The 14,919-nt window shown below is 35.5% G+C and carries 11 protein-coding genes; 9 read left to right on the top strand and 2 right to left on the bottom strand.

Features of this window, described 5'->3' with window-relative positions:
* Positions 1–97 precede the first annotated feature (97 nt).
* Genes KF896_12585 through KF896_12560 form a run of 6 tightly spaced genes read left to right on the top strand, consistent with a single transcriptional unit; the run spans position 98 to position 9,540 of the window.
* Positions 98–2,197 carry a hypothetical protein gene (locus KF896_12585; GenBank protein ID MBX3044544.1) on the top strand — a complete coding sequence of 700 codons (2,100 nt, stop codon included), beginning with the start codon at positions 98–100 and terminating at the stop codon, positions 2,195–2,197.
* A gap of 41 nt (positions 2,198–2,238) precedes the next feature.
* Positions 2,239–3,567 (top strand): hypothetical protein, encoded by a 1,329-nt coding sequence (locus KF896_12580; GenBank protein MBX3044543.1) that lies wholly within the window; start codon positions 2,239–2,241, stop codon positions 3,565–3,567.
* Between the two features lie 13 nt (positions 3,568–3,580).
* On the top strand, positions 3,581–5,479 hold the full coding sequence (locus tag KF896_12575) for a T9SS type A sorting domain-containing protein (protein ID MBX3044542.1): 1,899 nt from the start codon (positions 3,581–3,583) through the stop codon (positions 5,477–5,479).
* Positions 5,480–5,498: 19 nt separating this feature from the next.
* Positions 5,499–6,908, top strand: coding sequence for an OmpA family protein (locus tag KF896_12570; GenBank protein ID MBX3044541.1), 1,410 nt, complete (start codon positions 5,499–5,501; stop codon positions 6,906–6,908).
* Positions 6,909–6,932: 24 nt separating this feature from the next.
* Positions 6,933–7,307, top strand: coding sequence for a response regulator (locus tag KF896_12565; protein MBX3044540.1), 375 nt, complete (start codon positions 6,933–6,935; stop codon positions 7,305–7,307).
* A 10-nt stretch (positions 7,308–7,317) separates the two neighbouring features.
* On the top strand, positions 7,318–9,540 hold the full coding sequence (locus tag KF896_12560) for a CHASE domain-containing protein (GenBank protein ID MBX3044539.1): 2,223 nt from the start codon (positions 7,318–7,320) through the stop codon (positions 9,538–9,540).
* Between the two features lie 83 nt (positions 9,541–9,623).
* On the opposite strand, the gene mdh is transcribed toward KF896_12560, so the two are convergent.
* The gene (gene mdh, locus KF896_12555) at positions 9,624–10,562 is read right to left on the bottom strand and encodes a malate dehydrogenase (GenBank protein MBX3044538.1); all 939 of its coding nucleotides are present in this window, start codon (positions 10,560–10,562) and stop codon (positions 9,624–9,626) included.
* A gap of 228 nt (positions 10,563–10,790) precedes the next feature.
* Here mdh and KF896_12550 point away from each other — a divergent pair, with 228 nt between their 5' ends.
* Positions 10,791–12,368: a hypothetical protein gene (locus KF896_12550; protein MBX3044537.1), complete on the top strand. Its 1,578-nt coding sequence runs from the start codon at positions 10,791–10,793 to the stop codon at positions 12,366–12,368.
* Here the strand turns inward: KF896_12550 and KF896_12545 are convergent, their stop codons facing one another.
* Entirely contained in the window at positions 12,369–13,088 is a 720-nt protein-coding gene (locus KF896_12545; GenBank protein ID MBX3044536.1) for a T9SS type A sorting domain-containing protein, read from the bottom strand. It lies immediately after the preceding gene.
* A 107-nt stretch (positions 13,089–13,195) separates the two neighbouring features.
* Between KF896_12545 and KF896_12540 the strand changes: the two genes are divergently transcribed.
* Together KF896_12540 and KF896_12535 are read left to right on the top strand one after the other, a co-directional pair.
* Positions 13,196–13,801: a rhomboid family intramembrane serine protease gene (locus KF896_12540; GenBank protein MBX3044535.1), complete on the top strand. Its 606-nt coding sequence runs from the start codon at positions 13,196–13,198 to the stop codon at positions 13,799–13,801.
* 16 nt (positions 13,802–13,817) lie between these two features.
* Complete coding sequence (locus KF896_12535; GenBank protein ID MBX3044534.1) at positions 13,818–14,891, top strand: bifunctional phosphoglucose/phosphomannose isomerase; 1,074 nt, start codon at positions 13,818–13,820, stop codon at positions 14,889–14,891.
* Positions 14,892–14,919: the final 28 nt, after the last annotated feature.

Genomic DNA, 14,919 nt, shown 5'->3' with positions numbered 1-14,919 from the left:
TTAATTTTAAAAGGGGCATACTCATAAACGTATGCCCCATTTTTTAGAAAAAATTATTTTTTAACACTTAGGAATAAATAAAAATACTTAAAGCAATATGATAAAAAATTTAATACATATAATTTTAATCATTTTTATTATACTTCCAGTTACATTATTGGGGCAATATACCCTTGATAATACCGGTGGTAAGATAAACAATATGGGTACTATCAAGGTTAAGAATGGTCAGACAAAAGCCCTTCCTGATACAATTGGTGGCAGAGTTGAGTTTTTGCAGAAAAGCATTTCTTCTCAGCAGATGATACCAAATATAGTTTATAACCAGTTGGTAATAGCAAATGATGCACTGAAATTAATTTCAGATGAAAGAAAAGACGGCGATGCTGTTCGCTCGATGGTTGTAAGAGATTCACTTATAATAGAAAATCAGGCAAACTTTACTTCCCGCTGGATAGGACTTAAATCAGAAGAAGTACACGCTAAATCCTCAGTAACCAACACAGCAAGATATACCAATGGTAAAGACCTTGTTCTTTCAGGTGAAGAAAAAGCTCAGGATTTGCTTGGAAATGGCTCATATACACGCATCAGGGTAGAGAATAAATTTGGTGCAGATGTTCGCGGCGGTGGATTCACAATCGAGGAGCAGCTCACTCTTAAAGAAGGCGAACTACGCAACAATACAGATAATAATTTCACAATTCTTGATTCAAGTTTAATTGTACGTCACGTAGGCGGCAGCATAGCACACGAGCCCATACTTGAAAACCGGATATCTGTTCATTATTTGGGCGATGGCAGCCTTACAACCGGTGCCGAAATACCTCAGAGCGAAACTGCTCTTAAGAATATGCGTGTGAATGTCAGTCAGTCGCTATCTTTAGACCGCAATGTATATGTAGTAGATTCTCTTGAAGTCGGCGCCTATATCTCGGCAGTAAATGACACATTGATACTTCAGGGCGAGATAAACCCTGATTTTACAGGTGGACCATCTGCTGAAATAGACGGAAACTTCAGAAGAAATACATTGCTGACAGCTGATACAATCCTGCTGAATAATCCATACACATGGGCATATTTCCCGACAGAAATCAGCAAAGGCGGAGCAACTTCCCTTGTCAGCACAATACGTCCTTTGACATTTCATGAGCTACCTGCCGGCGATGAAAAAGTACGCCGTTCCTATGTTTTGTGGGGCTTAGATCCTCAAGGAAGACAAATTGAAGACGGCATAGCTATGAATTTTGGTTTTGGCTTCCGCCATCTTCCAAATCAAACACAGGACGAAAGCAATGATTTAGTACCTGCTGAAGTAATACTCCAGAGATGGATAAACGAGCAATGGCTTGACATAGAGCCAAAATCAACAGAACCTCAAGTTGATTTCGGAACAGGTTGGGCAAGCGGTATGATAGAAGAACTTAATAATTTTGGTGTATTTGCATTGGGTATGCCCGGAAGCACCAAATATTTTTATACATTTCGGGCATCATTATACCTCGAAGGACCTTATAGAATAGGTAGCCGTGGATTTATGACTCACGATTTATGGGACAGAGATTTAATTGCACAGGCAGATTTAACCGCATATCCAACAAATCTTGACTTAGCTCTAACTCCGGATTTTCTTACACAAATTCCAGACTCGGTGGTTGACATAGTAGTATTAGAGTTTCGTAAAGAACGTAATGCGGCACCGACATTCATAAAAACCGGCTACCTTCGTTATGATGGTGTATTTGTTGACCGATTCGGAAGTCCTGAAATTCGGATAGATTCACTTGATGGCATCGCACCGCAAGGCGGCAGATTCCATGTAGCGGTTCGGCATAGAAACCACTCTGCAGTAATAACAGAAGAGCCTGTTGAAATCAACAATACTACCCGCGAGCTTGTTTATAACCTTAGCGACCCGAGTATAGTCGAAGGTGGGGCAGCAGCATTAAGATTAGTATATGTTGATTACGATGGTAACAAAATATTTGCTCTCAAGGGCGGCTTCCTTGCTGATGACGCTCAGGGCTTGTCAGGGCAAATGAACTTTTTGAATAACTACACACGTGATTTTGAACACCGCAGTGCATTCCTTGGATTTACCCGCGAGGGATATTTGAATTCAGACTTCAATCTGAGCGGTATAATAAATACAAAAGATTTTAACATAAGCTGGAATAATCGCGGCTTAAAATAAAATCAAACCGGAATTAGATTTTTTAATCTTATTTTAGAAAAATGCTGAAAAACACATACATAAAATTATATTTATTTATATTAATTTCGATATTGGCTACAAATGTATCATTTAGCCAGGATGTCCGGGATACTCTTGCATTTATAAAAGTTTATGATTCCAAACTTTTGGACAAACAAACGCTTGAATTTGACTTGTATATTGAGCGTAATTCAGAAAAGTGGATAAAATTTGTCAATGGAACTTTTACTCTGTCATTTGATGATACCCTTGATTTTAAAATCTCACCTGAAAATATCAGAATAAACCAAACAAGAACAGAACTGCGACAGGATGTAGCACCGGGGAATAATCTACCTACAAATGGCTACAGAACTGATTTCCAAATTTATGATGACAGAGTAACGATAACAATTCTTGGACCTGAAAATTTTGACAATTGTGAAACTGTAGAATTGGACAAACCTGTATTGCTCGGTACTTATGTAGTTTCTACAACAGAGCCAAAGTTGCCTGATTACAGAATGAGATGGAAAGAGCCTTATGATTATTATCAGGCATGTGCATTTAAGATAGAAGAGGATTCATTATTTAATCAAAATACTCTTTTATACGGTGGTGATGATAATATATCAATGGAAGACGAAACATCTATAACCTATGTATTTGTTAATGATACAATTCGCCGTCAATTTATACTTGATTATTTCAGAGCAGAGTATTTAGGACAGCTAAATTCACAATATTACTGGCAGACTGTTCAGGAATATGATATTTTGGGCTACAGTGTTTACAGAGGCGTCCGTACTCCATTTTTGGGAACAGATGAAGATATCACATTTGATCGCTTAATTGGTACCTGGAGACCTGGCGACAAATTCAATCCTGAATTCATAGTTGATTCTAATAATCCTAAACCTCAAAGATATGCTATGTACCCTGATGATTTAGAATTCAGGGGTGGAGATTACTGTTATGCACTTTACGGGTCGTTTTTACGTCCTGACGGAAATGTAGTAGATTCACTTCTTGCTACTGACTGTCTGACAGTGCCGAGGTCTGTAATATCTTTTGCTGAGGCAAGTCCTGAAGTATTCAGCTATGAGACTACTATAACATATACAGTAGATGATGATGTTTACTTGTCTGTTTATGTAGCTGATTTGTTAGGCAAAAGGACGCAACCCTTGATAACTGAACACGGTATAATGAATCGAGTAGAAGTACGCAAAGGTACCTATTCCTTTATTTTCCGAGCACCCGAATTGTCATCGCAGGGATTCTACAATATAAGATTCACCGCACTTCCTATAAATGATATTAGTGTTGAGGAATCAAGAGCAGATGTGAAACTGCAATTAATAAAATAAAATAGATTGTAATTTGAAATATTTTTTTACATTAATATTATGTATTTTTTTTCCACTCAGCATCCTTTCACAGGATGTTGCTATTTTGTATCCAACCAATGATACCCAAATATTCCCCGGTCAGGAAATTGAAATAATCTGGAACAACCCTGAAAACGAAATCGTAGATTTATTCTATCGTTTCGATAATGAAGACTGGACTTTAATAGAAGAAAATTTATCTCAAAACAGTTACAAATGGACAATTCCAAATAATAATGCCGGACAGATATCATTTCGTGTCAGTTATTCTGTTATGCCTGTTCCACAACTTTACTGGCATGCCGCCGGCTCGCATGAGGATTATGTATATTCAGGTGCATTTACTCCTTCTGGAAATTACTTCTTAACAGCCTCAATTGACAATATGGTCAGACTTTGGGATGTGAATGATAAAAATCTTGCCAATCAGGTTGATGTTTCGAGAATCGGTTCACTTCAATATGCTGTACCTTATGACGATAATCTTGTTTTTGGAGCTGTAAGCAATTATTTGGTTCAAATAGATTTCTCAGGTGGTATAATTATTAATAATGTGATTGATGTAGGAACTGAAATCAGGTCTGTTGACTGCACTCCTGCTTATGGTGGTTTGGTGGCGGCAACTTCAAAAGACGGATTTGTATATTTATTCGATTTGAATTTGAATTATGTCAAGAAATTTCAATCAAATTCTGCAGAAAATTTGTATTCTGTAAGGTTTAGCCGTGACGGCAGCAGGCTATGTCTTACAGAATATAACGGAATGATTGACTGCTATATGGTGGAATCTGAGGACCTGATATTTTCTAAAAATGCTCACGGTGAAGGTACAATCAATGCTGTAATTTGGTCTGTTGATATTTCTCCTGACAATAGTAAGATAGCATCCTGCGGTACTGACACAAAGGTGAAATTATGGGATTATGTTTCGGACAATCCATTGGCTACCTTTGAAAGTCACACACGTCATGTACGCTCTTTAAGGATATCACCCATAGATGATTTAATGGTATCAGGTAGCTTAGACGGCACTCTAAGATTCTATAACACTCAAAATTTATACGAATATTCCAAAATTAAAATTGATTACGGCGCTGATATTCTTACGGTTGATTTTTCACATGACGGCAATTTTGTATCAGCTGCAGGCAGAGCAAATGATTTCAAAATATGGAGGGTTTACCGTCCAGCAACTTATCAAAGTCAGGTAGATTCAAAAATCTTCAGAGAGTTTTCAATTTATATACCGGATATTCAGGTATCTCTAAATGAAGAATTTAAAATTCCTGTGCTTACTGATAATGACTTCAAAGAGGGCGACCTGCCGGAAAGTAGTTTCAATCTTGAAATATTAGTCGAGATGCCAATATTGATTGTTGACATTCTTGATTACCATACAAATGTTTCCGGTAGAGAATTTGATACACTTAGTTTGAATGTGGTGTTTGATTTATCACAGGATACATTAGCTTTGCTGGATGCTTTCTCGCTTTTAGGACCGTATTATTCAGGTTATATGCGAATTCTTGAAATTAAATCCGAGAATGGTTTTGTAATTAATACCGAAGATGGTTTGCTTACAATTATCGAAGAATGTCCATCAGCTTTCAGCAGACATATTCAGGTCGGCGAAATTTTGCCCGGTATTACAATGTATCCAAATCCGGCTAATTCTGTAGCCAATATCCTTGCAGATATCGTTGAAGATGGTGATTATACAATCACAATTACTGACATCAATGGTGCAATCAGAAAAGAGATTAAAAATTATTTTAAATATGGCTCTCACACTATAACACTGGAAACTAAGGACATAGTGAACGGCACGTATTTTGTTAATTTAATCGGCAAAAATATTTTTCAATCTATTCCTTTTATAGTCGAACATTGATACGTATTCAAAATATTATATGTTAAGAAAATACTATTATATACTACTTTTTATTATTTGTTCACCGGCGGTTTTTTCACAAGCACCACTTGGCGAGCTACAGTATTTCAATATGCTTTCCGGTGGCGATACCCTCCGTGTTCAGAGGCAATACGGCACTTGGTGGTATGGCCTTCAGGGCGGAATGGTGTTAAATCATTATTTTGGTAATCTGAATGTCGGAACTATAAACCAGCCAAATAATCCTTTTAATCCCCTTCATACTTATGAAACAGCCTCAGGTGGTGGCTTCTTTTTTGGTGGAGTTCTTGAATGGAAACCTCCCGGAGAATATTGGTCTGGTATGCTGACACTTAATTTTTTTGATAGGAGAGCTATAACTGCCTCAATTGTACCCTACAGAGACAGTTCATTCGATGTAAACTCAACTTATAACCAAATTACAATATCTCCATCGGTAAAGTATCACTTGCCGGTAGAAGGGCTTCATGCAAATATCGGCATGATTTTCGAGCTTATGCTTAATCACGAAGGAGCAAAAAATCTAAAATATGTTAATACCGGCAAGGTCCAGCACGAGTATTTGGCTGAATTTACAAAGCCATTCGGCGGCTTAGGAGTGACACTTGGTTTTGGATATGATTTTTATGTGGGTGATTATAAGGATAAAGCAAGATTTTTACTTACTCCATTTGCTGATTTTAACATAAGAAGTTCAATAGTAAATGATAATGACTCGTATTTTTATTCTACTTTTGCAAGGTTTGGTTTTCAAATTAAATACGGCAATGACATTGTACAGTTAGATACTTTATGGTGGGACCCTACTTACGACCCACCGCCATATTATATAGCCTCCACAAGAAATGACGAAGGAGTACTTTACGTTTCAACAATGGATGATTTTGAGTTCCCGACAGCAAGATTGGATTATATTGAGGTATCTCAAGTCTCTGCTGAGATTGCAGAGGTTATTCCCGATAAAATTGATACAGCTAAATCAGTAGCTGCCGAACTTCCTAAACCAAAACCTGAGCCACAAAAATCAACACAACAAGATCAAATTGCAAAGAAGAGAGAAATTGTAATCAGAAAAGGTGTAACCGAAACTTTTACTTATCCAACTTCACCTTCTATACAAACAACAGGCGAAATAAAAAGTTATCTTGACAAAGTAGCAGAGTATTTAGCTGCTAATCCTACAGCACGTGTAATTATCATCGGACACTCTGATACAAGGGGTAATTTGGAGCAGAATGCTACCAGGGCTATGGAGAGAGCAAAGAATGTTGAGAAATACTTGTTAAGTGTAGGCGTTCCTCAAGGTAGTATTATAGCGAGCTGGAAAGGTTCTCTTTTCAGTGTTGCACCTAATGACACCGAAGAAGGAAGAAGACAGAACAGACGTGTCGAAATTTTAATTGAATAAATTAGAAAATTATGGGAGAATTTTATGTCAGAAAATAAAAGTGTATGCATTATTGAGGATAATTTTCCAATAAGAAAGTTATTCTCTTCTGTACTCAAAAAAAATAACTACAACGTTCAAGATTTTGATAATGCCCGTGACGGTATAAATTGGCTAAGATCTAACAAACCTGATGTCATATTACTTGATATTCTACTTCCGGAAATCAACGGTTGGGATGCTTTGAAAATTATTCGGCAAATTGATGGATTTGAATCGTTACCGGTAATTGCAGTTTCCGGTTTTACATCAGAAAGTGACAAAGCGAGATATATTCAAGCCGGATTTAACGGCTTTATGTCTAAGCCCGTGAATGTTTCGACATTTGCTGAAGAAGTCAATGCTTTTATAAACAATTAATATTAGATCAATGGATAATAAAAATCAAAATTCTTATGAGTTAATTCTAAAACAAACATCTGCTAAAAAGAGAAGCATTTATTCTTTTAAGCAAACTTATCCTGCTTACATAATCTTGGTGATATTCATTGTTGCAAGTTTTTTGATAAGATATTTTGCTAAGGATAATATTGAAACAGGATTATCAAATGAATTCAATAAAGCTACAAATTCGGTTATGAATAGAGTATCTGCACATTATTATAAGCAGATTGAAGTTCTTAACTCTATGAATGGACTTTATGATTTGCTTGTGGAAGTTGTTAAAGATTATTTTGAGTTATATGCTACAATACCAACAAGAAGCTATGCTTCAATCTTGAGTGTGGCATATATTCCCGAGGTCAAACACGAAGATATGGATTTATTCATAATTAATGCCAAAGGTTTGGGCTACTTTGATTATGAATTAAAAACTGATGGAATTAAGAAAAAATATTATCCCTTTGTGAATATTGTACCCGAATTTACTAATATTCACAGACTTGGGTATGATATCAGTGGTGAAGAATTAGCAATTGAAACAATTAACAAAGCTCGTGACCTGAACAAAATGTCAGCTACCGAAGTTTATACCTTAAGAGGTGAGGATACTTCGGGACTTTATATATTTTATCCTGTATATGTCAAAGGAACTGAAAGAGAAACCCTTGAAGAAAGAAGAGAAAATTTTCAAGGGGTAATCAGTCTCGAAATCAACTTTGATTTGTTCGTCAAAGAAGCACTTTCGGGTGAAGGAATGGGACAGAAAGTTACTGTTCCGAGTGACAGCTCAATAATTTTTGAAATAATCGGCTTTGACGGAAATAATAAAGAGTACTCAGTATTTAAATCAGATAATTATGATATTATCGGTTCTTATGAGCCAATTTTATCAAGTGACCATACTTTGAATATCGCTGACCAGGAATTTTTAGTAAGATTCTATTCAATACCGAATTATGGCGGAAAAATGCAGAGTTATCTGCCCGATATATCATTTATAACTGCTTTGATACTTAGCTTGGCATTTTTCGGATTTGTATTTACTCAGCTTACTAATAAAGCTAAAGCGTTGGATATTGCCGAGAAAATGACAAGGTCACAGCGCCGAATAGTTGATACATCAAATGATATTATTGCTGTTATGGACAGTAGCTTGAATTGGAAAACTATGAATCCTGCAGCATTACCGATTTTAGCCAAAACACCTGAAGAAATTATCGGTAGTAATTTTGCGGAATTTCTTGAAAATTCTGATGATGCTGAACAAATTAAGAATATGTATTCCAACAGTAAAAATGACCATACAGATAGAATTGACTTGAGGATGAAGAAGCCTGACGGTAGTTTAGTATGGATTAGCTGGAGTTTCACCTTCTCAGTTGTCGATGGTTTAATATACTCTATTGGTAGAGACGTTACAATTGAAAAATTAGAAGAAGAAAATGCAAGATTCAGAACTAAGCAAATCGAAACTGCAAATATTCTGTCTAAAGAGGCAAGTTTCTCCAAGTCTTATTTCATGAAAGAAATGAGCCACCAACTAAGAAACTCTCTGACAGGTATTGAAGGTTCGCTTCAAATGCTTAAACATAAACTTTACGAAACAGAAGACGAACTTGATATGTATGTTGACCTTGCAACCACAAGTAGTGAAGAACTCTTAACTTATGTTACAGATATTGAAGATGCATCAAAATCCAGCGATATTGACGTCGGTGAATTTGCAATTTCAGAAATTAGCTTAGGAAGGTCATTAGAATCTGCTGTAAATAAATTCAGAAATGATTTAAGCGGTGGAGCTCAAAAAGCTGAATTCCACTTACCTGATGGAATCAATGAAATTAGTGTATTTGCTGATGATATGCAGTTGGTATCAATTCTTAATGAATCTATGACACTGCTTTCTTATGGAATTAATTATGCTGAGTTTAACATGAATGTGGAATACAATTCTTATGAAGGAGTTGTAGAACTTCAAATTCTGGGCTCTCCAAATCCGATTATTATGGAAATGTCGCAAATTTTCAATAATAATATAAATACTATCATTGATGCATTAAAATATGACAAAGATGATTTGCTGATTTCAATGACAAGATTAGCTTCAACTATGAGGCTTCTGAGAGGCAATTTCAAGATTGATACATTGGGCGATAAAGATGGCAATTTGGTTACTTTTATGTTCAAAGCTGCAAAAAAGAACATTTAAATTGTATGTTTAGATGATATAAAAAAAACGGGCTGATATTCAATGTCAGCTCGTTTTTTATTTAAGTAAAATTTAAAATATATTTATTGCTTATTGATAAGTTCCATAGCTTGCTGGATTGTTTTCTTGACATGTTCAGCTGAATTATCAAACATACCTTTTTCTTCACTATTGAGGTTTAGTTCTATAATTTGTTCGATACCATCTTTACCGAGTTTAATCGGAACACCAACACAAACATCAGAAATACCATATTCGCCATCAAGAAGAACTGTACATGGAAGTACACGTTTTTGGTCTTTAACGATAGCTTCAGCCATTTCGACAGCAGCAGTTCCGGGAGCATAATAAGCTGAGCCTGTCTGGAGATAATTGACGATTTCAATACCGCCGTTCTTAGCTCTGTTCACAATCTCATCAAGCCTTTCTTTTGGAATTAAATCAGTAACAGGGATACCGGCAATTGTTGTAAACCTTGGAAGAGGAACCATAGTATCACCGTGACCGCCTAAAAGCTGTGCCTGAATATCTTTCATTGAATATCCAGTTTCCATTGAAATGAAAGAGCGGTAACGAGCTGTATCTAAAATGCCTGCCATACCGATTACTTTATGCTTTGGAAGGCCCGTTACTTTAAGTGTAACATAAGTCATAACATCCAAAGGATTTGAAACTACAATAAAATACGCATTAGGAGAGTATTTGACAGCCTGTGTAGCGCATGAGGAAACGATTGCGGCATTCTTTACAAGTAAGTCGTCGCGGGTCATACCGGGCTTTCTGGCAAGTCCTGCTGTAATAATTACGATATCAGAGCCGGCTGTTTCTTCATAATTTGAAGTGCCGTGGATTCTTGAATCTGATTGCAAAATCGGCATTGATTCGTACATATCAAGTGCCTTGCCTTTGGCTATGCCTTCTAAGATATCAACCAAATAGATATCATTTGCTAACTCTTTGTTGGCTAAAATTTGGGCTGTGGTTGCGCCTACATTTCCGGCGCCGATAACTGTAATCTTCATTTTTACTCCGATATTTAGAAAGAATTAAAAAATATAATAACGAATGATTTTCATTTTAATTTATTTACATATTTGAATTTTTAATTTTGTTCAAATATTTGAACAAAATTTTGATAAATTGAACTGAATAAGTGTGACTATCGTCATAACATAATTATATTAAAATTGCCATGAATTAAATATATGCAACTTAAGTTTTATAATTTTCTGATTATTCTTTGTATTCTTTTGATTAATTTAAGCCTGACTGTTTCAGCAAAGGAGATAAGAGTCGGGAAAGTCATACTTGACAAAAAGAAAGTATTTGAAAAAAATGATAAAGACTGGTTTTTTGCGGCTCCTTTGCTTAATGCATTACACGCCACAACAAAAGATTTTATCATTATGGATGAAGTTCTTTTTCGGTCAGGTGATTTTATTGATGAAGATTATTTCCTTGAAACAGAAAGAAATTTACGTAAAACAAATCTCTTTACTTACGCATATATTGAACTCGACAGTGTCGGTGACAATACATACGACACATATATTGTTACGAAAGACCGATGGTCATTTTATCCGTCTTTGTTATTTGGCACTGGTGGTGGTGTGACTAATTATGGTGGCAGGTTGCAGGAATTTAACCTTTTGGGAACAGGTACTGCTGTAACAGCTGAGGCTCTTTACAGAGGTGAAAATAATATCGGATGGCAGGGAATTGGTATTATTGAAAAGCAAAGACTTTTCCGGACTGAGCTTACACTTTTTGCAAGCTTACTTTCAAATGAATACCGTACTAATCAATATATTGAACTTTATAAGCCATTCAGAACTTTAGATACTGAATATTCATATGGCTTTACAGGACTTAATTCATTTGGTGAGGACTTCATATTTCAAGGAAGAGATAGTTTTATACTTGCACCCTTCGAAGAGCAGGTCGGCAGGTTTTATTTCAGTAAGTCATGGAGAAAGCAGGATAGAATTTTCGCGACAGGAATGATTGAGTATCATCAAGTTGACAGACCTATGGAAAATACACGTCAGGTATTTGATAATTCAGGTAAATTTCTTTTAATGTTTTCATCTGTATCTCAGGATTTTTATATTTCTGAAAAAGTCAATTATTATCATGTCGAGGATATGGTCGTAGGTGGTTATGGATCAGCTACTCTTGGAAAAATATTTTCAATCGGAAGCAGGGGAGAGGACCGCTATTATGTTGGTGCTCAGGGTGAAGTTTCCTATTATAACGGCAGGTCATATCTCTATGGAATGATGACCGGCGCCAGTGCATTCAGTCAAAGTGTGGCAACATATACCTATCAGGAATTTCTTGGACTTGGATTTACTAAAATTGCCGATGGGCTGGTGCTTGCTGCTCGCTTTAGACAACAGACGGCTTGGAATTGGCGGGCTTTCAGACAACTTGTTCTTGATAATGATTTTGGACTCAGAGGTTATGATGCGAATATTTTTTCAGGAGAAAACAGAATCATATCCAATGTCGAGCTTAGATATTTCCCGGATTTGCCTGTCTGGATTGTTAATCTGTCAGGTGTTGCTTTTTGGGATATTGGGGCAGTATGGAATCAGGATAATGAAATTTGGGAAACGCCATTTTACAATGCAGCAGGTCTTGGTTTAAGAATTCACTTCAATAAATCAAGCTCACCAAGTCATACCATGCGAATAGATTTTGCTTATAATTTTCACGATGGAAAATTTGGTGGTATTATTCTATCTACAAAACAACTTTTCTCAGCATTCGGAAATCATGATTATAAGCTTCCACAGATTTTCGGGAGTGGGATAGATTTGGAATAATCACTTAGACCAAATTAATTTGAAATTGATTATTTGTCCGGTTGACGAAATAACTTTTCCAAGATACATTCCCGGTGGAATTTTGGTTAAGTCTAAGTGAAGTAGATTTGTTCCGGCTTTAAGAGATTTGAAACTTATTTCATTAACATCTTTCCCTAAGAAATTTAAAATTTTTACACTAACGTCAGAGTGCTCTTTTAAATTAAATTTTAACGAAACAGCTCCCGCCGACGGATTTGGGAATATCTCTATCTCTCCTTTAATAGGCTCATTCTCGGGCAAATTAACAGGTGTATTCTTACATTGACTTTGTCTGAAATCCATAACTATTGCAGATTTTGGATGTGGGTCATAGACTAATATATCTTTTTTGCTAAGTTGAGTTTTTTTGTCTCTGATAAAGCCGTATTTTGCCAAATCTTCTCTGACAACCACAACTGTATATTTACCTTGTGGTACTGGTCCTATGTTGACTGACAAATCAAAATTACATTCACAACGACACTTCTGTAAAGTTGTATCGGTGAGAGTTATTGTTATCAAACTGCTTGAATAGTTGATATGGAAGTCGGAATCAAATCCTGAGCAGCAGTTTGCTGTAATATTTTTTATGCTAACTGAAAGTAGATTGTCATCAACATCACATTCGATTTTTTCCTGTGCATTAATAACAGAAAATCGAAATATCAGTAATATAAAAATTAGGAGTAATCTTTTCATCATACAAATGTTGATTTAATCTATAACTAAATTAGTTCTACTTTTAAAATAATTTCTAAAAATATATGTTTCACTATTAATATAACGTAAAAATAAATAAAAAGTTTATGGATATATCAAATACACCGTCTGCAATTGTGATTTTTATTGCTACAATAAGTATTAGCTTATACACTTTGTATAAAAATCACAGATTGTTACATGCATGGATACTGAGTCCTCGCAGGGTTTATTATGACAAACAATATCATTTAGTTCTAACCAGCGGTTTTTTACATGCTGACTTGATGCATCTTCTTTTTAATATGTTCACTTTCTTCTTTTTTGGATTCAAACTTGAAGCAGCTATTGGAACACCAAACTTTTTGATAATATATTTTGGAAGTATGATATTAAGTGTGATAAGTACAATTCTAAAAAAGAAGGACGATTATAATTATGGAAGTCTTGGAGCAAGTGGAGCAATATCCGGAGTTGTATTTGCCTCAATTTTAATTGCCCCAAATTCTAAATTGATGATTATGCCACTTCCAATACCAATTCCGGCGTACATCTTTGGAGTTTTGTATTTGTTGTGGAGTTATTTTGCTGCAAAAAAATCGCTTGATATGATTAACCATGAAGCTCATTTTTGGGGCGCTCTTGCGGGTGTTATCTTTATGATCATTCTTATTCCCGGTATTCTTTCTCATTTTTGGTACAATATATTTTAAATAAAATAAATAAATTATGGAAAACAAATTTACAAAGTATGATTTAAATTCTATGAATTCAAATCTTTTATATTTCGGAACCCAGATAGAACATGCATGCCAGCTTGGTTCAAATATTGCCAAAGATTTATTCTCTGAAGATCCTGATGAATTTATGATTTTGGGAATGGGTGGTTCTGCTATTGGTGCTGATTTGTTAAAGAGCGTCATCAAGCAGGCAACAGGAGAAAGTATAAGAATTAATATAAACAGAAACTATGATGTTCCGACATACATTAATAACAATACACTCGTTATAGCAAGCTCATACTCAGGCGATACTGAGGAAACTTTGTCTGCATTCGAAAAAGCAATTGATAAAACAGACAAACTATTTGCAATCACTTCAGGTGGTAAACTTGAAAAAATTTGCAGGGAAAAAGATATTCCCTTCCTCAAAATTCCACCCGGATTTCAGCCAAGAGCCGCTCTTGCATATTCATTTTTCGGACTACTTTATTTATTTATAAATAATAATCTCGTAAATGATGAGTTTAATTATGAAATGCGACTTTCAATTGCTGAATTATCCAATAATATTAAGAAAATAACGGAAAGATATTCATCTCATGAAAATTCAAATCCTGCATTCAGGCTTGCTAATAATCTTTTTGGACAGATTCCTGTTGTTTATTCCTCTGCTGGTTTGCTTGATTCGGTAAATATGAGATGGAGAGGTCAGTTCAATGAAAATGCCAAGTCACTTTGCTTTGGAAATGTTTTACCGGAAATGAATCATAACGAAATTAGTGGTTGGGTATTGCCTCAAGATATGATTTCAAGATTCAGGATAATTCTGCTTCGTGATAAATCGGTAAATTCCAGAATTAAAGTCAGACTCGAAGCGATTAAAGAAATTTTTACAAGTATGGGACTTGAAGTTGATGAGTTTTATGGGATAGGAGAGCACTTCTTAAGCCGGTTATTTGATTTAATACATTTAGGAGATTGGGCTTCTTACTATCTTGCTGTTCTTAATAAGCAAGACCCGATGGCAATTCCATTAATAATGAAACTTAAAGAAATTCTTGCAAAGACAAGGACTGAATAGGTGTTGAAAAATATTTAAAAATATAATT

It is taken from the genome of Ignavibacteriota bacterium, assembly GCA_019637995.1.
Taxonomy (GTDB): Bacteria; Bacteroidota; Ignavibacteria; order Kapaibacteriales; family UBA2268; genus JANJTB01.
Note: the sequence above shows the minus strand (reverse complement) of the source record. Positions and strands in the feature narration are given on the sequence as shown.